Below are 24,241 nucleotides of genomic sequence, written 5' to 3'. Positions count from 1 at the left end.
CATCCGACAAAGAGGGCTCCTAAATGCGACTTGACAAACTGACTACCCGATTCCAGGAAGCGCTGGCTGATGCCCAGAGCCTGGCGATCGGCCACGACAACCAATACATCGACCCGCTGCACGTGCTGCGCGCATTACTGGCGCAGAATGACGGCGCCGCGCGTGGCCTGCTGGCGCGCGCTGGCGTGAATACCGGCGGCCTGGCCAGCGCGCTGGATGCGGCCATCAAGCGCCTGCCGCAGGTGCAGGGCACCAGCGAGGTTCAGGTCGGGCGCGAACTCAGCGCGCTGTTCAACGCCACCGAGAAAGAAGCCATCAAGCGCGGCGACCAGTTCATCGCCAGCGAGCTGTTCCTGCTCGCGGTGGCCGACGACAAGGGCGAGGCCGGCCGCATCGCGCGTGAGAACGGCCTCTCGCGCAAATCGCTCGAAACCGCCATCCAGGCCGTGCGCGGCGGCGATTCGGTCAACAGCGCCGACGCGGAGACCCAGCGCGAAGCGCTCAAGAAGTACACCGTGGACCTCACCGAGCGTGCCCGCATCGGCAAGCTCGATCCCGTGATCGGCCGCGACGACGAAATCCGCCGCACCATCCAGATCCTGCAGCGCCGCACCAAGAACAACCCCGTGCTGATCGGCGAGCCGGGCGTGGGCAAGACCGCCATCGTGGAAGGCCTGGCCCAGCGCATCGTCAACGGCGAGGTGCCGGAAAGCCTGAAGAGCAAGCGCGTGCTGGTGCTCGACATGGCAGGGCTGCTGGCCGGTGCCAAGTACCGCGGCGAGTTCGAGGAACGCCTCAAGGCCGTGCTGTCGGACATTGCCAAGGACGAAGGGCAGACCATCGTCTTTATCGACGAGCTGCACACCATGGTCGGCGCCGGCAAGGCCGAGGGCGCGATCGACGCAGGCAACATGCTCAAGCCCGCCCTGGCGCGTGGCGAGCTGCATTGCATCGGTGCCACCACGCTGGACGAATACCGCAAGTACATCGAGAAGGATGCCGCGCTGGAGCGCCGCTTCCAGAAGGTGCTGGTCGACGAGCCGAGCGTGGAGGCCACCATCGCCATCCTGCGCGGCCTGCAAGAGAAGTACGAGCTGCACCACGGCGTGGAGATCACCGACCCGGCCATCGTCGCCGCGGCGGAGCTGTCGCATCGCTATATCACCGACCGCTTCCTGCCCGACAAGGCGATCGACCTGATCGACGAAGCCGGCGCGCGCATCAAGATGGAAATCGACTCCAAGCCTGAGGTGATGGACAAGCTCGAGCGCCGCACCATCCAGCTCAAGATCGAGCGCGAGGCCGTCAAGCGGGAAACCGATGAAGCCTCGAAGAAGCGGCTCGAGCTGATCGAGCAGGAGATCGGCCGCCTCGAAAAGGAATACGCCGCAATTGAGGAGATCTGGAAGGCAGAGAAGGGCGCCGCCCAGGGTGCCGCCGCGCTCAAGGAGGAGATCGACAGGATCCGCCTGGAGATCACGCGCCTGCAGCGCGAAGGCAAGCTCGACAAGGTGGCGGAGCTGCAGTACGGCAAGCTGCCCGAGCTGGAAGGCAAGCTCAAGGCCGCGACCGTCGCGGAAGCCAGCGAGCAGAAGCAGCCCAACAAGCTGCTGCGCACGCAGGTGGGCGCCGAGGAAATCGCCGAAGTGGTGAGCCGGGCGACCGGCATCCCGGTGTCGCGGATGATGCAGGGCGAGCGCGAGAAGCTGATCCAGATGGAGGACTACCTGCACCGCCGCGTGGTGGGCCAGGATGAGGCCGTGCGCCTGGTGTCGGACGCCATCCGGCGCTCGCGCGCTGGTTTGTCGGACGAGAACAAGCCCTACGGCTCGTTCCTGTTCCTTGGCCCCACCGGGGTGGGCAAGACCGAACTGTGCAAGGCGCTGGCCGAGTTCCTGTTCGATTCGCAGGACCACCTGATCCGCATCGACATGAGCGAATTCATGGAGAAGGCCCGGGTTGGGCCGGCTGATCGGCGCGCCGCCGGGCTATGTGGGCTATGAGGAGGGCGGATACCTGACCGAGGCCGTGCGCCGCAAGCCGTACAGCGTGATCCTGCTCGACGAAGTCGAGAAGGCTCACCCTGACGTCTTCAACGTGCTGCTGCAGGTGCTGGACGATGGCCGCCTGACCGACGGCCAGGGCCGCACGGTGGACTTCAAGAACACGGTGATCGTGATGACCTCCAACCTGGGCTCGCACATCATCCAGGCGATGAGCGGCGAGCCGCACGAGGCGGTCAAGGGTGCGGTATGGCAGGAAGTGAAGACGCATTTCCGGCCCGAGTTCCTGAACCGTATCGACGAGGTGGTGGTGTTCCATTCGCTCGACCAGCAGCATATCGAGTCGATCGCCCGCATCCAGCTGGAGCGGCTGACGGCACGGCTGGCGCGCATGGACATGACGCTGGAGGTGAGCGAGGCTGCGCTCGCCAAGATCGCCAGCGCAGGCTACGATCCGGTGTTCGGGGCGCGGCCGCTCAAACGCGCGATCCAGCAGCAGATCGAGAACCCGGTGGCACGGGCCATCCTTGAAGGCAAGTTCGCCGCCAAGGACGTGGTGCCGGTGGATTACCAAGACGGGGAGTACACCTTCGGTCCCAAGGTCCGCTGAGGCAAGGCATCACGCCAGGACACCGGCACGCCAAAAAGAAAAACCGCCCCTTTGCCGGGGCGGTTTTTTTTTGTAATCAACATTAATAAAATGCGGCCCGGGCCGTTGCGTCCGCGCCACCTTCGGGTCAAGCCTGCATCACATGCCGCTTGGTGGGCAATCCCTAGCGCCGATACGGGTAAGGGTGATGGTAGGCGTACCAGTCGCGGCGCCCCCACCAGCGGCGGCCGTCCCAGTAGCGCTCGCCGTGCCAGCCGATCACCACCGCGGGGGCCGCCCCGGCCGGGGGCCCCACTATACGCCCGGAGGCGGTCCATACGCAGGAGGCGGCCCGTAGCCCGGAGGCGGCGCGGGATAGGCCACGGGCGGCGGGGGCGCAGGGTAGGCCGGCGCCGCATACACGGGCGCCGCATACACGGGCGCGGGATACACGGGCGCTGGATAGGCCGGCGCCACCACCACCGGCGCGGGCACGCCGATATTCAGGTCCACATCAACGCGTGCCAATGCGGGCTGGGAGGCCGCCAGGGCCAATGCTCCAACGCCCAGCGCGTAGAAGTAACCATGCTTCATGTCGATCCTCCTCTTGCAGTAGCCATGACCTGACTCTAGCGGTGCCGCGGCCCTGCCGGGGAATCCAACTGTAACGATATTTCACGGGGAATTCGGGCGCATGGCGCGGCCGGGGTCTTCAGGCCTCACAGGCCTCAAGCCGACCTTTCGTTCTGGAGGCGGTACAGGGGCATCAACTCCCTGATGCAAGCGTCTGCCGCCGCGTTGCTTTTGACCTTGATCGCGCTCGGCTTGGACCTACTTCGTTGCGCGTTCGCGTAGCAGCAGCGTTTGGGTTGCGATGCCGATCGGCCCCATCTCGTCATAAAGGCGTGACATCGTGATGCCAATCCCGCCGCCATCTACTTCCGTACCGGACACAAGCCCGATCCACTCCCCGACGGGCTCGCGATGCAAATGCAGGCTAAGGTCAGCATTGGCAAACAGATAACGATCCGCCGGAAGCACCCAGCCCAGTCCATTGCCGAAATCGGCAGCGGCGGCAGCACGCATGGCGGGAGATGTCGGCGCTCCTTGCACGATCGGAACCGTGAGCCGGAACCAGGCCGCACTGGGGCCGGCTTGCGACGGGTCGCCCTGTGCGACGCGTGTTTCCATGGCGGTTTGATAGAAGGACGTTCCGTCGAGCATGCCAGGGATGCGCACTCTGTCATTGCAGTTTGCCGGCAACGGTTCAAGCTGCTTGGGCGACCAGCCTGCAGGCAGGTCACCAGGCAGCGTCAGTTGCTCGCCACGCATCAGCAGGGCATGTGCGCGGGCGACCAGAAGGTCTGCGGCAAGCAAGTCGATAGTGAGACGTGAAGTGGCTCGCGACGACTGGAGGTTGCATCTCGTTGTCAGTGGGGCGATCGGAACTGGCTTGATCAGTTCGACACTCAAGCGCGCAAGCCGCCAACCTGGCTCCGCGACCGCGCTTTCGGCCACATGTGCCAACAACGCGCATGGCGCCCCGCCATGCTGGGAGCGCGCGTCCCACGGACCCCGCGAGAGCTCTGTCGGCAACCATATGTCGCCTTGTCGTTCGTAGACAGCCGATGCACTGTCACCTGATGCTGAGATCGCTTGCGTCATGGTGTGCTCCAAACCGAATCGTGGGCAGAGGTGGCTGCCCAAGCGAAAACTGGGTGGCCCAACGCCCGCTGGAGCCGGTATCTACTTAGAGACTGTCAAGACGGGAAACGGCGCGAGGTTATCAAGAGCGGAGAACGCATGCATTGCGCAAAGTCGCCCGCGATCGCTTTCTGTCTCCCTTTGCTGAATTATATGTATATGCAATAAATGCAGATGCATATAGTAGGGCCGCGAGAAAAAAACACAAGCGCCGGGGTTTCATGGCCCAGTTCCTCCCCTCGACCGCATACAAGGTTCGCAGGGATCTGCGCCAGGAGTCAGGGCGCGGCAGGCGCTGCCACCTTGCGTCCAGCCATATGATGCAGATACGCTAGCAAGTCCTTCAGATCACCGTCGGACAGCGTTTTTTCGTCGATCGCCGACATGCGCGCGTTGGGCCACCAGCGCAACGACTGCGGGTCGCGGATCAGCGTGGCCAGCTTGTCGTCGCCCAGGTAATCGACCGCGCTGTGCGGCACATTCAGGTCGGGGCCAAGGTGCGCGTCGCCGACCCGGTTGAGGGAGTGGCACGAGAAGCAAACGCGCTGGAATGTCGCAAAGCCGCGCATGACCGCCGCGTCCGCCGGCAGGCCGGGTGCGGGCCGGATGGCCGCAAAGCGCTCCGCTGGGGACGCGGTGATGTCGATGCGCACGATGCTGTACGTCCAGAGGCTCTCGTTGATCACCGAAGCGGCGCGGCCCGCCGGCACTGTCCAGATCAGCCGGAATGGCCCAATGTCCTGGCCCTTCAGCGTCGGCCACGGCGCGGCGGGATTTTCCACCGCCAGCCAGGCGCGTGGCTCGTCGACGCTATCGGCCAGCAGCAGGCGCATCGGCAGGTGGGAAATATACCCATCGCTGGCAGCGGTCGTCGCACTCGCGTCGGCCGATACCGGCATGCCGCGCAGCAGGGCTGTCATGGGGATTGCCTTGAACGTCAGGCGGCGCTTCAGATTGTCGTCGTCCACCGTCACGTCGGTCAGGCGACGGTCCTTGAGCAGCGCATCCAGCGTCCAGTTGCGATGTTGCGTACCGGCGGCGATGGTGAGCGTCGCAGTGTCGGCGGCACAGGCCGGCCCTGCCAGGAACGCCATTGCGCAGCCAAGCGCGCCAGCGGCCATTGCGATCCAGGCTTTCATGCGTCTTACTCCGAGGCGAGCGAATCATGTGCGGCAGTCGTTGGCAAGCATTCTAGCCGTTGCGGGCGAGCCGCCGGTGTTTTCGCCGGCCAGGCGATCGGCGCGGTCGTTCGCATGATCCTTCGTCATTTCTGCGTCTCGGAGCGCCCGGCGCCGAGCGCTTCGAGCAGCGGCTTCAGCGCATCGAGTTCCGCGCCAAAGCCGCCCCAGTCGCCTGCCTTCAATCGCTCCATGGCGCGGTCATAGTGGGCGAGTGCCTCGCGCGCGCGGCCTTCCGCCGCGCCATGGGGCGGCGCCGCCATTGGGGCCGCCTCCTTGAACAGCGCCGCCAGGGCCGCGCCTAAGGTCTCCTCCATCACGACATGGTCGCCATAGGCGGCGATCACCCGTTTCAACTCTGGCAACTGACCGGACTCCGCGCGCAGGTAGAGCGGCGAGACGTAGAGAATCGAGTTGTCGATGGGCACGACCTGGAGGTGGCCGCGGATGACGCGCGAGCCCATCTGGTTCCACAGCGAAATCTGCTGGGAAATCTCGGTATTTTGCTGGATGCGCGCCTCGATCTGGAACGGCCCATAGACCAGTTTGTCCTTGGGGAAGGCATAGACGACGAGCTTGCCATAGTCGGGTGGATCGCAACGCGCCGCCAGCCACGCGATCATGTTCTCGCGCTGGCTGGGCACCATCGGCAGCATGAGCACAAACTCGGCGCGCGGCTGCGCGGGGAGCCGCACGATCATGTAGTAGGGCGTCATTGGCATGCCGGGACCAGTGCCTGCGTCGATGTCGGCCTGTTTGCGCGGGAATTGCCAGAGATCTTCGCGGTTGTAGAAGACTTCCGGTGTTTCCATGTGGTAGGCGCGGTAGACCTGGGCCTGGAGCAGGAACAGGTCCTCAGGGTAGCGGATATGCTGCTGCAGGTCCTGCGGCATCGCGCCCAGCGGCTTGAACAGGCCCGGGAAAATACGCTGGTACGTCCGCACAATGGGATCGGCGGGATCGCTGATATAGAAGTCGGCGGTGCCGTTGTACGCGTCGATCACCACCTTGACCGCGTTGCGGACGTAATTGTCGCCATCGCTGGTACCCGGCTGGGAGTACGGATACCAACGGCTGGTGGTGTAGGCATCCTGGATCCAGAATAGCCGCCCGCCAGCGCTCACGACGATGTAGGGGTCATGGTCGAGGCTGAGGAACGGAGCGATCGTGCGCACCCGGTCCTGAATATTGCGATGGAGCAGGATCCGGCTTGCGGGCGTGATGTAGCCGGTTACCAGGATGTTGGGGTCGTCGAACTGCCAGGCGAAGAGGGCCTGCAGCGCCAAGCTGCCGATCGCGACACCGTCGCGCCCGTGGTAGGTCGTATAGACGTTCTCGTCGCCTTTGGGGTAGTCGAATTCGGGTGCGTTGCCGTTGACGATCACATAGCCCTTGCCGCCTTCACCAAAGTACAGGCGCGGCTCAACCATGGGCGGGCCGCCATTGGAGACCGGCGGAATATCCTTCAGGTAAAGCGCAGGCAGGCCTTCCGCGGATTTCTCCGTGACCGGCGACATCACGACGCCATTGCCGTGGGTGAACAGGAGGTGCAGGTTCACCCAGGTCTGGGCATTGGCTGGAAGCAGCGACGGCTCCAGCTCCCGCGCCGAGAGCATCACCTGTTGATAGCGGGCGTCGAACCGGTAGCGGTCGATGTCGGTCGCCAGGAATTTGTAATAGGTCCTGATCTCCTGCAACTGCGCGTAGGTATCCCGCAACGGCTGAAGATCCCACAGGCGGATGTTGTCGATGGTCGGGCGATTGGCCTGCAGCGCGGCGAGATCCAGGTTCTGCTCGGCGGGAAACGGCTTTACCGCTATCTGTGCCAGGCCATAGGCGTCGCGCGTCAGCGCAATATTGTGGGCGATATAGGGCGTCTCCAATTGCAGTTCGTTCGGCTTGACATAGAAGCGCTGGAACAGTGCCGGGTAGATCAGCACGAGTACCAATGCGCTGCCGAACACGGCCAGCGCCGAGGCGGCGGGAATGCGATAGCCCAGCCAGCGCATATTGGCCCATGAAGCGGCTGCGGCCGCGGTGGCCAGGCCGATCAGCGGCCACAGGACCGGCAGGCCCACATGGATATCGGTATAGCTGGCGCCCACCACCACGCCGTTATCCCCGTAGAGCAGCAGGAAGCGGTCGAGCCAATAGGACACGGCCTGCAGCAGGAAGAACAAGCCCAGCAGAGCCGAGCCGTGGGCAGCGGCGGCGGGCGAGAGTCCGCGCGGTGAGCGCATGCATGCGATGTCGCCGCGCATCCCGTACACCACGGCGGCGACCGCCGCACTGCAGCAGAGCAGCAGTAGCAGCCAGTTCCTCAGCGCCAGATAGGCGGGCAGCGAGAACAGGTAGAAGCCGATATCCTTGCCAAAGATCGGATCGGCCTTGCCAAAGGGCACCTGATTGAAGTAGCGCAGGGCGATATCCCAGTCCGGGATTTCGCTGGTGGCGAGGAGCAGCCCCAGGAGGACGGCGGCACCGGCGATGGCGGCGTGCCAGGGCAGGTGCGGCGCGACTTCGCCGATCAGTTCGCTCAAGACCTCCGCCTTCCAGGAGCCAGGCCGGCTCGCATAGCGGTGCGCCAGCAATCCCGACACCCAGATCGCGCTCGTCGACGCAGCGAAGACGGCGACGAACAGCAGCACCTTGGCGACCAGGATTGTCCAGAAGACGTCGACGTAGCCGATGGAGGAAAACCACAGCCAGTCGATCAGCATGCCCGTGATGCGGCCGACGACGATCAGGGCGATGACGCCAACCGCAACCCTGGCGGCAATGCGCCTCAGGCGAAATCCGGATATCCCAGGCGAGCGCATCGATCATGCTCCTTTGCCGGACCGTTATCCGTGGCCTGCCGCTACCGGAAACCAGGCAAAGGTACAGCCGACCCGGCCCGATAATCAATTGTAGGTGGGGAATCAGCAGGCAGCACGCTCACCGGCATGCCAAGTTGGATACCCCTCCACGTCCACGTCCATGACGTGGCACGGCGGCGGTGAGGTTTACGGGCTCTTTATGCCCGGCCAATACCTATCTACGCCATTTGTATGGGTGAGCTCTTAATCTGGGGGCTTGGCGATTCGGTGGCGCCGTCGATTTCCGCGTCTCGAATCGCTTTGCCGGCCAATGGCTGAAAGAGCGCGTTGCCCGTAATTCCCTTGTCCAATTCGGTGAGCAATATGATGTCGCACATCCGCAATGCGTCGCGCACAGGCCAGCCTCATCACGGCGGCGGTTACTACCTGAAACTCAGCGGATGGCTGCTGGCGCTCGGTTTGTTGTACGCCTTGTCATCGTGAAACCAGCCTGAGCCGACCGCGCAAAGCTACGCGCTGAGGCTCGAGGGGAAGCGCCGGCCGGCGTGCCGTCAGGCTGCCGCCCTTTGTACCAGATAGTCCACCAGCAGTTTTGCCGCTGGGGAGAGGCTTGCCTCGTCGCGGAAGCAAATTGCGAAGCGGCAGCGGGGTCACCCGCACGCCAAAGCTCGCTGAATTTGGCTCAACCACCTCGCGCGGCACGATGGCAAGGCCGAGATTCGCGCGGACGCAGCGCAAGGACGCATCGAAGGAGGAAACCACGACGCGATACGCCATCGGCTTGCCGATGATGGCCGCGGCGCGTGCGAGCATGGTGTGCACGGCCGTCTGCCCCGGCAGCCCGATATGGTCGAATTCAAGCGTTTGCTCAAAAGTGCAATCCGGCTGGCTCGCGAGCGGATGCTCGGGGTGCACGATGGCCGCCAGGGCATCGCTGCGATAGGGGCGGGTCTGGAGTCCTTCCAGATCCGCGGCATCCCAGCAGATACCCAGCGGTGCGGATCCTTCACGCAATGAGCGGACGAGGTCGCGGCTAAGGCTTTCCTCGACAGTGACGCGGATGTCCCTATGCTCGGGCACCTGCAGGAAGCTTGCGATATCGTCGGGCAGCGACTCGGCCATGCACGATACGGTGGCCAGCAAGCGGACTTGCCCCTTGATGCCGGTGCCGTAGTCGGCCATGTCGCGCTCCACGCGATCGGCCGCAGCCAGCATGGCACGAGCGTGCTCAAGCAGGATCTCACCTGCCGCGGTCGGGATCACGCCGCGCCGGCGCCGCTCGAACAGCGTGACGCCCACCGTGTCTTCCAGTTGCGCCAGCCGCTTGCTGATGGCCGAAGCGACGATGTGCTGCTGTTCGCCGGCGCGCGCCATGTTGCGCGTCTCGCAAACCGCAACAAACAAGCGCAGGGAGGTGAGGTCTAGATCACGCATCGGAGGCCTTCCATCGAGGATTTCCAATCTGGAAATTTAGTGCGGCCATCTTAATGCTTTTTGTGGCAACCGGAAATTCATGGAATGGGACGCAAGAGACGGCACCCGGTGTGCGGCAGTCGGGGGCGGGCGCTGGCTCACGAATCGGGGCGATTCGCTCAGATGTTCCAATCCGGAATGCTAGCGCTTCTCGATTACCGCTTCTGGCTTAGGTCGGAACAACATAGAGTGCATAGGCCAGACTAAAGCACGAACCTCCGAGGGGACACAGGGCAAATGACAACGCACACTCAATCGGCACCGCGCCAAGCCGTGATCCGCGAGGTTGGGCTGCGTGACGGGCTGCAAAGCATCGCCACCATCCTGCCGATTTTCGCCAAGCGCGAGTGGATCCAGGCGGCCTACGCGGCAGGCCAGCGGGAGATCGAAGTCGGCTCGTTCGTCCCGGCGAAGCTGTTGCCGCAACTTGCCGATACGGCGGAACTCGTGGACTTTGCCAAGTCGCTGCCGGGACTGTTCGTCTCGGTCCTGGTGCCGAATCTGCGGGGCGCGGAAAACGCCATTGCCAGTGGCGCCGACCTGATGCTGATACCGCTTTCCGCCAGCCATGCGCACAGCCTGGCCAACCTGCGCAAGACCCCTGACGACGTAGTGGCCGAGGTTGCCAAGATCCGTGCCGCCCGCGATGCGGCCGGCTCCAGGACCTTGATCGAAGGTGGCGTGGGCACGGCCTTCGGCTGCACGATCCAGGGCCATGTGAATCCCGACGAGGTGCTGCGCCTGATGCAGGCCCTGCTGGACGCGGGCGCCGATCGCGTCAGCCTGGCCGACACGGTGGGCTACGCCGACCCCGCCATGGTGCGCGGCCTGTTCGAGCGTGCCACGGCGATCGCCGGCGACCACTTCTGGTGCGGCCATTTCCACGACACGCGCGGACTCGGGCTGGCTAACGTGTATGCCGCCCTGGAGACCGGGGTCACCCGCTTTGATGCCTGCCTCGCCGGAATAGGCGGTTGCCCGCACGCGCCCGGCGCCAGCGGCAATGTCGCCACCGAAGACCTGGCCTACCTGCTGGGCAGCATGGGCTTCGAGACCGGCATCGATATCGGCCGGCTGCTGGCGCTGCGCGAGCGCGTGGCCGGCTGGCTGACCGATGAAACCCTGCACGGCACGTTATGGCGCGCCGGCCTGCCCAAGACATTTCCCGCACCGGTCGCCGATGCGGCCTTCCGCCTGAGAGCGAACCATGAACACTGAACATTCCTCCTTGCCGCTCGCCGGCGTCCGCGTGGTTGAGTTCACCCATATGGTGATGGGCCCGACCTGCGGCATGATCCTCGCGGACCTGGGCGCGGAGGTCATCAAGGTCGAGCCGCCTGGCGGCGACAAGACCCGCAACCTGCCCGGTCTTGGCATTGGTTTCTTCCGCTCGTTCAATCGCAACAAGAAGAGCGTTGTGATCGATATCACCACAGCGCAAGGGCAGGCCACGGCAGCGGAACTGGTCGGCGAGTGCGATGTGTTGCTGGAGAATTTCCGCCCGGGCCTGATGGAGAAATGCGGACTAGACTACGCCACGTTATCCACCAGGTTTCCCAAGCTGATCTACGTGTCGCACAAGGGCTTCCTGCCCGGTCCTTATGAAAACCGCCTGGCGCTCGACGAAGTCGTGCAGATGATGGGAGGGTTGTCTTACATGACAGGGCCCAAGGGCCGCCCGCTGCGCGCCGGCACCTCGGTCAACGACATCATGGGCGGCATGTTCGGTGCCATTGGCGTGATGGCCGCCTTGCGCGAGCGCGACCGTACCGGCAAGGGCCAGGAAGTGCAGAGCGCGCTGTTCGAGAATTGCGTATTCCTGTCGTCCCAGCATATGCAGCAGTTCTCGATGACCGGCGAGCCGCCGCCGCCGATGCCGTCGCGCGTGTCCGCGTGGAGTGTCTATGACGTGTTCACGCTGGCCGAAGGCGAGCAACTGTTTATCGGTGCCGTCAGCGACAAGCAGTTCAACACGCTGTGCGACGTGCTGCAACGCCCCGACCTGGCCGGCGATCCGGAACTCGCGACCAATGCCATGCGTGTTGCGGTACGGCCGGCACTGCTGGAGCGCTTGGGCGCGATACTCAAGGACCATCGCGTGGAAGCGCTCTCGGCGAAACTCGAAGCCGCGGGCATTCCCTACGCGCCCATCATGCGTCCGGAGCAACTGCTGGAGGATCCGCACCTGAAGGCAAGCGGAGGCCTGGTGCCGATGCAGACCGAGGACGGCGGCACCACCGACGTGGTACTGCTGCCGCTGCTGATGGGCGGGCGCAGGCCCGGCGTGCGCATGCCGCTGCCGGGCATCGGCGAACACGACGATGAAATCCTGTGCGGCCTGGGCGGGCGTAGCCGAGACTGAGGCAGTGCGCTGCGCCGCGTGGCTTCGGATGGCCACTCGGACTAGAACGACAAATACACGGAGACAGACATGGCATTCCCCCTTTCGGGCCGGGCAATTTTCGGCATGGCCGTTTCGGCTATTGCACTCACGCTTGCCTTGCCGGCAGCCAGCGCTATGGCCCAAGGCTCGGGCCGGCCGGTACGCCTGATCCTGCCGATCAGCGCCGGCTCGGGCGTGGACGCCATCGCACGCGCCGCCGGACCGTCGCTCGGCAAGAGCCTGGGCCAGCCGGTGGTGATTGAGAATCTTCCCGGCGCCGGCGGCATCACCGGCGCGGCGGCGGTGGCCAAGGCGCCGGCCGACGGCACCACGCTGGGCCTGTTCTCCAACAACCACGTCATCAACCCGAGCGTGTACAAGAAAATGCCGTTCGACGCGATCAAGGACTTCACGCCCATCAGCGTGATTGGCTCGACGCCGCTGGTCCTGGTGGTCAACCCCAAGGTGCCCGCGAAGAACGTGCAGGAGCTTGTGGCGCTACTCAGGGCCAAGCCCGATGCCTTCAACTACGCCTCGTCGGGCAACGGCACCATCATCCAACTCGCCGCCGAAATGTTCCTTGATGAGGCGCATGTCAGGGCGCGCCACGTGCCGTACAAGGGCACCGGGCCAATGGTCACCGACCTGATCGCGGGCCAGGTCGAGATCGGCGTGGTGGCGTTGAACGCCGTAGCGCCGCACCTGAAGAGCGGCACCCTGCGCGCGATCGGCCTGTGCGGCGCGACGCGCTCGCCGGCCGCACCGGAGATTCCCACCATCGCCGAACAAGGTTTGCCAAACTACGCGGTCGAGGGCTGGTTTGCCGTGGTGGGTCCGGCAGGGCTTCCGCCGGCCGAGGTCAAGCGCCTCAACACCGTGTTCGTCAAGGCATTCACCAGCGCGGATGTCCTGGAAGCGATGAGGAGGCAGGGCAACACGATCAATCCCGGCACGCCGGAGGCCGCCGCGAAGTTCTTCCAGAGCGAAGCGGCGCGCTATGCGGCACTGGTCAAGAAGGCCAATGTCACCCTGGAGTAAGGCTGTGGCGTCATGTCCCGGCGGGAGCGCTGGCGGCGTCGCGCGCAAACGCATCGCAATCGTGGCCGGCGGGGCAAACCCCCCCGCCGGCTCTCTCCGTAGCCCCGCTCCCGTCAGAAGATAGGCTTGACGCCGGCCACGACACCGGTCTGCCCGACCCCTGGCGCCGCCGTGGTGGCGTTGACCACGCCCAGGCTGGACGCGCCCTTGTTGTTCAGATAGGACGCATTGCCCGCGCCTTTGCAGTTCATACTCTAGCGATTGCGCCGAAGGTCTGAGACGGTGGTTCGGAAGGGCTAGGATCTCCGATTGGAAACGCAAGTAGCGACGCGCATGCCTGCAGCCGATCCAGGTCGATGCCGGTCTCGCATTCCATGCCGTGCAGCATGGCAAGCAGCGCCATCCCGCGCGCATTGCTCAATTCCACCGCCACATCCAGCCCCTGCCAGCGCAAGCATGACCGCGTCGCAGGCCCTTTCTATCGCCGCGCCGCCGCCTTCATCCACGCCGTCGTCTAGATCGGGCCGACCGCCATCCAGGCTATTCGCCAACGACAATCGAGTTTCGGATCCTGTCGAGCAGCGGCAGCCACACACCCCGCGCCGTGTCGCGGCAGGAGAGGATGAGCAGCAGTTCCTGGTCCGGCGTATAGATATCGAAGTGCTGCACGTAGATCGCGCCTTGCTCACCGGTACGGACGTAGCTGATTGCAATCGCGGGCCAGCCCCCGACTCGCTCGATGTGCGGCTCCTCCATGGAGAGCAACGCTCTGCCCGATGTCTTCAGGGAGTCGCGCATCCTGCTCTCGAAGCTTGTGCCATAGTCCCGCAGCAGCGACCTGTCGAAGCGGCGGACCTGCTCGGGCGTGACCGGCGCCTGCGGCATCGAGTTGACGATGACGGCCGCGTACGGATTCTGCACATTGGATACGGCATGGAGGAGTTTGACGGTTTGGCCCGCCGGTACCGGGACGATGGAGATGCCCCCCACGGCGTCCGCGATGGTGCCGTGGGCCCGGCCCTGGGCGCCGGACAGGACGGTCCAGTCCTTGGGAAGCTGAGCGGCGATGTGCCGGGCGAGTTCGATCTTGACGAACAATATGTCCGCGCTCACGCCGGTCTGGGCGAAACACGGGGAGAAACACAGGGTGATTGCCGTCACCGCCGCTCCTGCAAGCCTGCTGCAGAGTGCATGCATGCTTCCCTCCGTCGTGATCCCGCACAGGATCAATATAGGCGTGAAGAGCCAGTCCGGCACGGCGCCCGGCGTTGCACGCGCGCGCGCCTGACGAGTTCCACGCTGCGGTTGCGGTTCATCGTGGTCTTCAGGGGGGCGACCTGCTTTCGCACCGTCGTTTGTGTCCACCAGGTGCCAAACCTGGAAGACGCATCGGGCAAGCCTTGTTTGCTCGATGTTCGCGCAGTGACGCCATGACAAGAAAGCCAGTCGTGAGACTGGCTTTCTTGTTTTGGAAGCTGGCGGTCAAAGTTTCTTGTTTTGGAAGCTGGCGGTCAAAGCCTGGCCACCGAGGTCACGCCAGTTCGAAACGGTCCAGGTTCATCACCTTGTTCCAGGCCGCGACAAAGTCGTGGACGAACTTCTCCTGGGCATCCGCACCGCCGTACACCTCAGCCACGGCCCGAAGTTCGGAGTTCGAGCCGAAGACGAGATCGACACGCGTGCCGGTCCACTTGAGCCCACCTGTCTTGCGGTCGTGGCCTTCGAACACGTCCTTGTCGTCCGACACGGGCTTCCACTCCGTGCCCATGTCGAGCAGGTTCACGAAGAAGTCGTTGGTCAGCGTCCCTGGGCGCTTCGTGAAGACACCGTGCTGCGACTTGCCGACGTTGGCATCCAGCACGCGCATGCCGCCCATCAGCACCGTCATCTCCGGCACGGTCAGCGTCAACAGTTGCGCCTTGTCGACCAGCAACGCCTCGGACGGGATCGAGCACTTGCCCTTGACGTAGTTACGGAAACCGTCCGCGATCGGTTCGAGCACGGCCATGGCCTCCAAGTCGGTATTCTCCTGCGAGGCGTCCATGCGTCCCGGCGTGAAGGGAACCGTCACATTGTGGCCGGCATTCTTCGCCGCCTGCTCGACACCCGCGCACCCGGCCAGCACGATCAGGTCGGCCAGCGAGACCTTCTTGCCGCCAGTCTGGGCCTTGTTGAACTCGCTCTGGATGCCCTCGAGGGTGGCCAGCACCTTCGCCAGTTCTGCCGGCTGGTTGACGTCCCAGGCCGCCTGCGGCGCGAGGCGGATGCGGGCGCCGTTGGCGCCGCCGCGCTTGTCCGAGCCGCGGAACGTCGAGGCTGACGCCCAGGCGGTCGACACCAGTTGCGCAACGGTCAGCCCCGACGCCAGCACCTTGCCCTTGAGCGCGGCGACATCCTGCGCGTCGATCAGCGGGTGGTCGAGCGCCGGGATGGGGTCTTGCCAGAGGAGTTCTTCCTGCGGGACTTCCGGGCCGAGATAACGTGCGCGCGGCCCCATGTCGCGGTGGGTCAGCTTGAACCATGCCCGGGCAAACGCATCGGCCAGTTGCTCCGGATGCGCGTAGAAGCGCCGCGAGATCTTCTCGTAGGCCGGATCGAGCCGCAGCGAGAGGTCAGTCGTCAGCATGGACGGCGAACGACGCTTCGACGGGTCGGCCGGATCGGGCACGGTGCCGGCACCTGCATCGCCCTTCGGCTTCCATTGATGCGCGCCGGCCGGGCTCTTCGTCAGTTCCCATTCGTATTCGAACAGGTGCTTGAAGTAATCGTTGCTCCACTTCGTCGGCGTGGTGGTCCAGATGACTTCCAGGCCGCTGGTGATGGTGTCTCCCCCCTTGCCCGTGCCAAAGCTGCTACGCCAGCCAAGACCCTGTTCCTCTATGCCGGCGGCCTCGGGCTCGGGCCCCACATGGGACGCGGGACCCGCGCCGTGGGTCTTGCCAAAGGCGTGGCCGCCTGCGATCAGCGCAACCGTTTCTTCGTCGTTCATCGCCATGCGGGCGAACGTCTCGCGGATATCCCGCGCTGCCGCAACGGGATCCGGGTTGCCGTTCGGGCCTTCCGGATTCACGTAGATCAAGCCCATCTGCACCGCAGCCAGCGGATTCTCGAGGTTCCGGTCGCCGGTGTAGCGCTTGTCGCCCAGCCACACGGCTTCGTTCCCCCAGTAGACGGATTCGTCCGGCTCATAGACGTCCTCGCGCCCGCCGCCGAACCCGAAGGTCTTGAACCCCATCGTCTCCAGCGCAACGTTACCGGTGAGGATGATGAGGTCGCCCCATGAAATCTTTCGGCCGTACTTCTGCTTGATCGGCCAGATCAGCCTGCGTGCCTTGTCGAGACTGACGTTGTCGGGCCAGCTGTTGGTAGGCGCGAAGCGCTGCTGGCCGGTCCCGGCGCCACCACGCCCATCGCCGATGCGGTACGTGCCGGCGGCATGCCATGCCATGCGGACGAACAACGGGCCGTAGTGACCGAAGTCCGCCGGCCACCAGGGCTGCGAATCGGTCATCAGCGCCTGGAGATCCTTCTTCACGGCTGCCAGGTCGAGGCTCTTGAACTCCTTCGCGTAGTCAATGTCCTTGCCCATTGGATCGGACAGGGGGGAGTTCTGACGCAGGATATGCAGGTTCAGTTGCTCGGGCCACCACTCCCGGATCGATCGGCCGGCGCCTGCGGGATGAACAAATGGGCACTTCGCTTCACTCGTCATGCGTGTCTCCTTTGGTCGCTTGTACTCAACGTAACACCATGTACTCCACGTAACACCATCCTGTCACTCTTCGCCCTCGGTGAATATTAGTCTTCAGGGACAGTGTCTGGACGCCAGACTGGCGTCGGACGTCCACAGTTGACCCTTCCATACTAGAACGCGACGTCGCCAACTCAATGATGCGCATCAATCTCGTGGCTGCAGAATGTCCCTTCAGCAACTTTGCATGCTCAGTTGTTGATTTGCACCGAACCTGCGCCAGGGATGGGTCATTTTTACATTGGCGCCAATGTTCTGTCCCACAAATAACTGGCACCAGTCTTGCGTGCCGACTTGGTCCCGTGCTGGCCAACGCTTGACCTATAGTTACTGGCATCAGCTGTCGCGATGAACGCGTCGGAGGTTGCAATCATGACCATGGCTACCACGCTGGCGAGATGCCTAAGCAAGAAGCAGAGCCGGTTCGACACCGTGCGTCACCCCTACAGCCCCGGCAGCATGGCCACTGCGCAGGCTGCGCACGTTCCCGGAGACCGGCTTGCCAAGACTGTCCTGCTGGAAGACGACCGCGGCTACGTCGCCGCCGTGATCCCTTCCACCCATCACCTGAAACTGTCGGAGATCTGCGAGCAGACTGGCCGCAAGCTGTCGCTCGCACATGAGTATGGCGTGCGCGAAGTGTTCAGGGACTGCGACCTCGGCGCGATCCCGCCGGTCGGTATGGCGTACGGCACGCAGACCTGGCTCGACGATAGCCTGCTGACGCATCCCGACGTCTACTTCGAAGCGGGCGACCATCAGGAACTGGTGCACATGAGCACCGAGCAGTTCGTCGACCTGATGGCCGAGGCGCGGCGCGGGCATTTCGCGCACCGAATGATGTAGGCGGGGTGCCTGCGACCAGTGGCGACGTCCAGGACGCGCCCCTGATCGGAGAGCGCGCCAGAGCGGGGGCTACGGTCAGTCTTCTTTCAAGCGGATGATGAGCCACCTGCTATGTGCTCATGTCCTTTGCCCGCACGCAGCCGATCGGCGTTGCTATGCGGCAGCCTGGCCGCAGCGGGCGGAGTCGGCTTCGGGTGGCTCAACGCGTCGAGCCGATCGCCCCGGTCGCGAGCGCCAGCGTGGCGGCGGCAACCAGCGCGCCGCTATACGCATCGGTCGACGCGTTCCATGCCAGCAGCAACTGGTTCTGCGCCAGGTTGGCTTCGGTTACCGATCCCACGCCCTTGCTATAGGCAGCAAAGGCCGCGTTGTAGGTGACCTGGGCGGCGTCGGCCAGCGCTTTGGCTGCGTCGTACGCTGCCAGGCTCGATTCGAGCGCGCTCTGGCTGACCACTACTTGCCGCACCGATTCTTCCTTGGCCCGCGTCAGCCGGGCCGATGCGCTGTCGACGTCATTGCGCGACTGCGCGAGCACCGCCGAGCGCAGCCCGCCGTCGTAGATGGGCACGGTAACGCCAAGGAATACGCTGGCGCCGTAGCGATAGCCGTTGAGGTTCAGCGTCGGGGGCTGCTGGCCGATCGGCGGAATCGCAGAGATGGACGTTCCACCCGATGCATATGACGTGTACCCGGACAGGAACACTTTAGGCAGGAACGCTGCCTCGGCTGCCTTGACCTTGGCCTGGCTGGCGCGCTCGACCGCGTACGCTCCCAGCACGTCGGGCCGCTGCGCGATCGCGCTTTCGACGATCTGCTCGATGGAGCCGCGCAAGGCCGGCGACAAAGGCCGCACGGGCATTTCGGCGATGCGCGGCTTCGACAGCGGCGAGATACCGATGGCCGTGATCAGGGCCAGATACGCGTCGGTCTCGGCGCCCCGTGCCTGCACCATCGCAAGGTTGGTCTGCGCACGGTTCTGGGTGGCCTGCGCTACCTCCACGACCGTGCCGACGCCGCGCTGGTAGCGGGCCTTGGCGGCGGCGAGCACGGCATCGGCGTTGGTCATGGCCTGCTGCACCGTGCCGCCGCGCGACCGGGCGGCCTGATAGCGATAGAACGCCACGCTGACATCGTGCACGATGCGCTGATGAACGGCCGTGAACGCGATATTGACGGCGATCGAAGCTTGCTCCGCGGCATCGACAAGCCCAGCACGTTCACCGAAATCGAACAGCAGCCATTGCAGCGACAGCACCGACACCGCGCCGTGGATGGATGAGTTGGTGCCGGCCGATCCCAGGGGCGTGCCGGTGGAAAGATGCCCGTTCTGGTAGCCGCCCATGGCCGCGGCCGAGATGTGCGGCAGGTAGCTGGCCTTGGCGATGCCCGCGGCCAGCGCCGCATTGCGTGCGTCGTTCCACGCGATGCGCGTCAGCGGATTGGCGGACTCGGCCATGTCGATCAGTTCCGGCAGCGCGTACCCGTGCGCCGGATCGAACGCGGGCGGTGGTGCGATCGACGCCAGCGCCGAATTGGCGGGCAGCGTGTAGTCGGAAGGCCGCGGCGCGGGTGCGGTCCTGGCCGCGGCGCCGGGCACGATTTCTCCGGACACCGTGGTGGCAGGCTGCCACGGCCGATCGGCTTCTGGAGGCGCGAGATTCAGCGACGACGTGGCACAACCGGCCAGCGTCGCAGCCATCAGCGATAGCGGAATCACCAGCGAATCACGTTTGCGCATGGATCGGGGAAGGGTGGGCCGTCTGCGCTGCGTCGGCAACGGCGGCGGCCAGGCGTTTGTCGATGAGAGCCAGCAGGGCGTCGCGGACCGGGCCGTCGTGACCGGCGGCGTCAGTGGCCTCAGTGGCGTGAGTGGTGTGAGTGGCGTGAGCGGTCTGCACTGGCTGCGGCGCCGCATCGTGGGCCCGCAGCGTGCGAAGCCGCTGCGCGAGGCAGGGGTCGCCCGGGAACCGCTCGGCGAACAGGAACGCCGGCCCGGCAATCGCGTCGAGCGAGCGCAGGCGCCGCAGGCGGTCGTCGACCCACTCGGGCGCCGGGCCCACGGACGCAGGCTCATAGTGCGCGAGGATCAGGTCCTGCGCGATATCGCCCTGCAAGGCCAGCGCGGTGGCGGCATGCCCGCGCCGGTCGTCGGGGCGCTTGGCATGCGCCAGTTGCTGCCATTGCTCGACCAGCCGGCCCAGCGCCGCTTCGATGCGCGCGGCAATGCTGACCGGCCAGATGCGCGTGAACACCAGGTAGACCATCAGGTTGCCAACAATGATGCCGATGAGCCGGTCACGCGCGATGGTCAGGTCAAAGCCGGGGCCGGCGCCCTGGATGACGCACAGGTAGAACGCGAACGCGATCTGGAAGCCTGCGTAGGCGATGCGCGGCGAGCCTTGCGCGACCCAGCCCGATATCCACGTGCCCGCGAAGACGAGCAACATGAGTCCGCCCACCGACGACAGCGAAGGCACGACATACACCAGGGCCGCCGTGCCGATGACCGCGCCGGCCAGGCAGCCGGCCAGCCGCAGCGAGAGTTTCTCCACGGTCTGCGCGGCGGTCCCGAGCGACACGAGATAACACGTAATGAAGCAGGTATGAATGCCCGGCCAGTTGAGCTGCTGGTAGAGCAGGTAACAGAACATGGCCGCGCCGGTGGTCTTGAGCGCGTAGTGGATGTGGTCGCGATTGGTAAAGGCATCTGCGTCGAGGAAGCCGCCGTGGGTGGTGGCCGGTGTCGGGGCTGTCGCTGTGTCCGTCGCCGTGTCCGCTTCAGGGGGCTCGGCAAAGACGTTGATGGCCGTGAGCAGTTCCCTGGCAACCGCCGCCTGCGCCGGCGCAAGCTGGCCGGAGTCCGGAAGGCTCAGCCCGATTTCCACCGGATAGCCGCCCGCATCGAGCATGCGCGCCATCGTGTCGAGCGCGTCGGCGATCGGATCGGCAAGCAGGGCGGGCAGGGGAGCGCCCGGCTGCCGGCGGGCGACATCGACTGCCAGCAGGATCGCCATGGTCGACGCCGCGGCATGACGCAGCGCGGCTACGTCGCTGGCATTGGCCGAGCCTTCGATCCTTGCCAGCTTCAGCCAGCCCGCCACCGGCTGAACGCCGGCGTGCAACGCTGCCTGCAGCGCGGCCCCGTCCGGTGGTGGATCGCGCAGGCAGGCTGCCGCCACGCGCAGGCAATGGGCCAGCCGGTCGCAGGCCAGCCGGCGCGGCGACGCCCCCAGCACCAGGTTGACCACTACGTTCACGCCGATCGGGATCGCCACCATCAGCCAGGTATAGAGCAGGGCGCGCGTGGCGATCTCACCGCCGGGCACCAGGCCGAGTTCGTCGAGCGCGAAGCCGATGATCATGGCGATGATGGCGCCCACCGGGCGCAACTTGCTGGCCGAGGTCAGGAAGAGCAGGGCGGCCGACAGCACCGCCATGCACGCCACCCGCCGCAGTGGATCATCGATGCTGAAATCGGCCAGCAGCATCACGAGTCCGATGATGATGCTGACCAGCACCAGCGCCGCCACGCTCATCACGATGCTGGTGGTGCGATCCGCCCGGTTGATGAAAAAGACGATATAGGCGGAGATGGCAGCTTCCGGCCGCTTGGCCACGCGCACCCAGTTCACCGATGGCTGGACATAGGGCAGGGAGCGCGGCAGGTTCAGGCGTTCGGTATCGGTGATGCCGATGCCAATCCCCTCGACCTTGCCGCGCATGGCGCGGCTCCGGTCGATCATCGAATAGACCGTGGCGCAATCGCCAAGCTGGATATCGGCCAGCTGGGTTTCACGGAAATTGGCGACGGCGAACCATTCACCGGTATGCACCAGCAGGAAGAGCGACTGATTGGGAATCACGACTTCGCCGGACAGCACGGTCAGGCCGCTCACGCGGCCGTCATGCGGGGCGCGGACTACCGTGTCATCCAGTGCCCGCTGGGCGATGGCCAGAGCCGCCTCGCGCGCACGCACGGTCGCCGTGGCATCGTCTTCGGTGCCCACCGCCTTTGCCGTCGCAGCACGCTGCACATTGGCCTGTTTCAGCGATACGGCTGCGTCGCGCTGCGCCACTTCGGCCTGGTCGAGTTGCTGCTTCGGCACGTAGCCATCCGCGGCCAGCGGGCGCAGACGCTCCACGGTGCGCGCGGTCAGCGCGTAGTTCTGCTCGGTGCGGGCGGTCTGCTCAGAGGCAATCGCCGCGTTGGCGCGTTCGGTGGCAATCGCGCGTCTGCGCGTGCCTAGCACAGCCTGCGCCAGTTCCAGATCGGCAGCCGCCTGGGCCACGGCTAGCCGGTATGGCACAGGATCGATCTCGAACAACACCTCACCCTTGGCCACGTGCTGGTTCTCGCTGACGAGGATCCTCGAAATCCTGCCGCCCACGGGCGAGGCTACATGTACCAGGTCAGCATCGAGCCCGGCATCGTCGGAAGACGGAAACCGCACCGTGCGATGCCAAGCATAGATGGAGAGCAGGATGGCCAGAACAACGATCGCCAGGGCGATCAATTTCCCGCGCGGCGGGCTTTTGCGGACGCCGGCCATTTTCATAGGATGTGTCCCGTAGCCGATAACCAGACGATTTCAGCGATCATCAGGCCGGTTGCTGTGTTCACCAGCAGCGGGGAGCCGACGATATCCGCCCAGCCGGCCAGGATAAACAGCCGCCAGGAAATGACAGCGCCCACGATGCCGATCAGGGCGCTCAGGAGCCAGAGCGGAAAATAGGCGCCAAACAGGCTGAAGGATGGGGCGCCGGCGCAACCATGGAGCGAAGCGGCCAACACGACGAGCACTAACGAGCGTGCCATGGGATCTGGGGCAGGATTGGTTCACGCAATATAGCAGCGTGTGTTCGCGATTGTCCAAGGGACAAGGAAAATTTAGCGTGGGAGCTTGAACACAATCGTTGAATGTCCCTGAATTGGGTCGATCGAGGCTGTGAGGCAAGGATGGGGAGGATAGGCGTTCAGCCAGCCGGCGTCTCAGGCGCGAATTTACCGCGTTAACGATTTAACATGAGAAGCAATGCTGCGCGGGGCTACTTGTTGAGTGGCGTGCCTTCTTCCAGCTTGGCGTAGCCGTGCGCTTCAATGACTGCGGGAGCCACAACAATGTACCCCAGCGATCTGAGTAGCGTCACGGCTTCAATTTCAGCGTCAGTGTGGGGCGGTTGTTTCGAAGGCGATACAAAGCCTGTGGCCGATCTCAGCGCCGAATCCTGCGGGAGCTCTCGCGGCTGGTCGTCCTGGCTGCTAGCAACGAGCTCGCAGCGCTGCGCATTGGGTCTCCAGGTGACCTCCACCGCGGTGCAGAATCTTCCGGTGAAGAGCTTTAATTGCGAGCTTGCCTTCAGCCACGCCACAAAGGATTCGCGAGATGCAGGCTGATACCCTTGCAGCAGCGTTTCCAGATTCTTCTGTGGCAAGCCTTCCCCCTGGGAGGCAGACTCTTCCAGCAGTGACAACTGCAGCGCCACGCGCTCGCGGTCGGCCTCCTCGTAAATGAGGCATTCGTTGTCAACCACACCTTCGCGCAGCAGTTCGCATAGCAACGCCCAAGCCCTGGGATTCTTCTCGACGCAGCCTTCCAGGCCAGGGTCCAGGCTCTTCAGAATTGCGAGCATCGATGGGTGCCTGCCGGACGCGACTGCGAGCGCGAAGGAAGCGGCATTGCGCGACGGGCTAGCCCGTCGCTGGAGCACTTGCAGGGACTCGTGCTTGTACTCCTGGATCTCGGCAAGGGTCTCGGCAGCTTGGCTCCACGCGTATTTCTCGAGATTTTCAGAAAGCTTTCGCGCAGCCCTGGCCATGTCATAGGCGAGAACGCCAACATAGCTCGCGCACGCAGCGCATTGGCACTGGAGACGCCCGTAATGCAAGAATCCGGCATACACCCGTTCCTGATGCCCGCAGTGATCGCACTCGAGCGCAAAGCCGCCTTGGCGGGCCGGGCGCTGATTGGCAAGCAGCCCATCGACCTGGTATCGCGCCGGACGATCGCAACACGGACATCCCCAAATGATCTTGTGAGAGCCGTCGCGTGCCGCCGCCCTGCCGAATTGACGTTCCAGCGCGCTGCGCGGAATGCCCTGGGCCCGTCCGAGCACGTCGGCTGAGTAGCGCCAGTAGAAGTAGGAGTGAGCGGCAGCTGCCACTTCCGGACCGTGCTCGCGCAACGCCTGTAGCACCCGTGGTGTGTGCCGAATCCGATCGGCAAGGCTATCGACCATGTGGGACCGGCCCGGAACCAGCGCCTCGAGGGCCTGGCGGCTCTGCTCGACAAAGGCAGGCACATGATCGCGGCGGATGGCGTCTTCCTCCTTGAGCCAGCGCGAATGCCCCGGCAGCGTGTTAAGCGCATCGATGGCCTCCTTGAGTTCTGCTATCGGCGGGCAGGCCAGGAGGGTAAACGGCTTGCTGAACAGCAATGCTTCTATCATCGCATCGTCT

General features: G+C 64.7%; 13 protein-coding genes and 5 pseudogenes. 5 read left to right on the top strand and 13 right to left on the bottom strand.

The window, feature by feature from the left end:
- Window positions 1-23 precede the first annotated feature (23 nt).
- Window positions 24-2,613 (top strand): annotated as a pseudogene (gene clpB, locus OR16_RS27215) (ATP-dependent chaperone ClpB).
- A gap of 163 nt (window positions 2,614-2,776) precedes the next feature.
- Here the strand turns inward: clpB and OR16_RS27210 are convergent.
- From OR16_RS27210 to OR16_RS27190, 5 genes and pseudogenes are all read right to left on the bottom strand, one after another.
- A pseudogene (locus OR16_RS27210) lies at window positions 2,777-3,186 on the bottom strand (hypothetical protein).
- A gap of 237 nt (window positions 3,187-3,423) precedes the next feature.
- On the bottom strand, window positions 3,424-4,257 hold the full coding sequence (locus OR16_RS27205; protein WP_043421325.1) for a thioesterase family protein: 834 nt from the start codon (window positions 4,255-4,257) through the stop codon (window positions 3,424-3,426).
- A gap of 317 nt (window positions 4,258-4,574) precedes the next feature.
- Window positions 4,575-5,435, bottom strand: coding sequence for a cytochrome c (locus OR16_RS27200; RefSeq protein ID WP_006161554.1), 861 nt, complete (start codon window positions 5,433-5,435; stop codon window positions 4,575-4,577).
- A gap of 125 nt (window positions 5,436-5,560) precedes the next feature.
- Window positions 5,561-8,293 (bottom strand): UPF0182 family protein, encoded by a 2,733-nt coding sequence (locus tag OR16_RS27195; protein ID WP_006161553.1) that lies wholly within the window; start codon window positions 8,291-8,293, stop codon window positions 5,561-5,563.
- 551 nt (window positions 8,294-8,844) lie between these two features.
- Window positions 8,845-9,727, bottom strand: a pseudogene (locus OR16_RS27190) (LysR family transcriptional regulator).
- Between the two features lie 276 nt (window positions 9,728-10,003).
- Between OR16_RS27190 and OR16_RS27185 the strand changes: the two are divergent.
- From OR16_RS27185 to OR16_RS27175, 3 genes are all read left to right on the top strand, one after another.
- Window positions 10,004-10,984: a hydroxymethylglutaryl-CoA lyase gene (locus OR16_RS27185; protein ID WP_006161551.1), complete on the top strand. Its 981-nt coding sequence runs from the start codon at window positions 10,004-10,006 to the stop codon at window positions 10,982-10,984.
- Entirely contained in the window at window positions 10,974-12,128 is a 1,155-nt protein-coding gene (locus OR16_RS27180) for a CaiB/BaiF CoA transferase family protein (RefSeq protein WP_006161550.1), read from the top strand. The genes OR16_RS27185 and OR16_RS27180 overlap by 11 nt, the downstream gene beginning before the upstream one ends.
- Before the next feature lie 69 nt (window positions 12,129-12,197).
- A complete protein-coding gene (locus OR16_RS27175; RefSeq protein ID WP_006161549.1) occupies window positions 12,198-13,187 on the top strand; it encodes a Bug family tripartite tricarboxylate transporter substrate binding protein in 990 nt (329 codons plus the stop codon).
- 113 nt (window positions 13,188-13,300) lie between these two features.
- Here OR16_RS27175 and OR16_RS43095 read toward each other — a convergent pair whose 3' ends face one another.
- The 3 genes from OR16_RS43095 to katG form a co-directional block, all read right to left on the bottom strand.
- Window positions 13,301-13,438, bottom strand: a complete 138-nt coding sequence (locus OR16_RS43095) for a hypothetical protein (protein WP_006161547.1) — start codon at window positions 13,436-13,438, stop codon at window positions 13,301-13,303.
- A 289-nt stretch (window positions 13,439-13,727) separates the two neighbouring features.
- A complete protein-coding gene (locus OR16_RS40065) occupies window positions 13,728-14,348 on the bottom strand; it encodes a hypothetical protein (RefSeq protein ID WP_141639920.1) in 621 nt (206 codons plus the stop codon).
- 370 nt (window positions 14,349-14,718) lie between these two features.
- The gene (gene katG / locus OR16_RS27165; protein WP_006161543.1) at window positions 14,719-16,899 is read right to left on the bottom strand and encodes a catalase/peroxidase HPI; all 2,181 of its coding nucleotides are present in this window, start codon (window positions 16,897-16,899) and stop codon (window positions 14,719-14,721) included.
- A 411-nt stretch (window positions 16,900-17,310) separates the two neighbouring features.
- Between katG and OR16_RS27160 the strand changes: the two genes are divergently transcribed.
- Window positions 17,311-17,784 (top strand): aminoacyl-tRNA deacylase, encoded by a 474-nt coding sequence (locus OR16_RS27160; protein WP_006161541.1) that lies wholly within the window; start codon window positions 17,311-17,313, stop codon window positions 17,782-17,784.
- Window positions 17,785-17,983: 199 nt separating this feature from the next.
- Here OR16_RS27160 and OR16_RS27155 read toward each other — a convergent pair whose 3' ends face one another.
- The 5 genes and pseudogenes from OR16_RS27155 to OR16_RS27140 form a co-directional block, all read right to left on the bottom strand.
- A complete protein-coding gene (locus OR16_RS27155) occupies window positions 17,984-19,522 on the bottom strand; it encodes a TolC family protein (RefSeq protein WP_006161539.1) in 1,539 nt (512 codons plus the stop codon).
- Window positions 19,509-21,389 (bottom strand): annotated as a pseudogene (locus OR16_RS27150) (FUSC family protein); the annotation flags it as partial. The pseudogene OR16_RS27150 and the gene OR16_RS27155, both read right to left, overlap by 14 nt.
- Window positions 21,390-22,340 (bottom strand): annotated as a pseudogene (gene mdtN / locus OR16_RS48435) (multidrug transporter subunit MdtN); the annotation flags it as partial.
- Window positions 22,337-22,600, bottom strand: a complete 264-nt coding sequence (locus tag OR16_RS27145; protein ID WP_006161535.1) for a hypothetical protein — start codon at window positions 22,598-22,600, stop codon at window positions 22,337-22,339. The pseudogene mdtN and the gene OR16_RS27145, both read right to left, overlap by 4 nt.
- Before the next feature lie 230 nt (window positions 22,601-22,830).
- Window positions 22,831-24,231, bottom strand: a complete 1,401-nt coding sequence (locus tag OR16_RS27140; protein ID WP_006161533.1) for a hypothetical protein — start codon at window positions 24,229-24,231, stop codon at window positions 22,831-22,833.
- Window positions 24,232-24,241: the final 10 nt, after the last annotated feature.

This window comes from Cupriavidus basilensis OR16 (assembly GCF_000243095.1).
Taxonomy (GTDB): domain Bacteria; phylum Pseudomonadota; class Gammaproteobacteria; order Burkholderiales; family Burkholderiaceae; genus Cupriavidus; species Cupriavidus basilensis_D.
The sequence above is the reverse complement of the archived record's forward strand: the minus strand, read 5'-3'. Positions and strand labels throughout refer to the sequence as shown.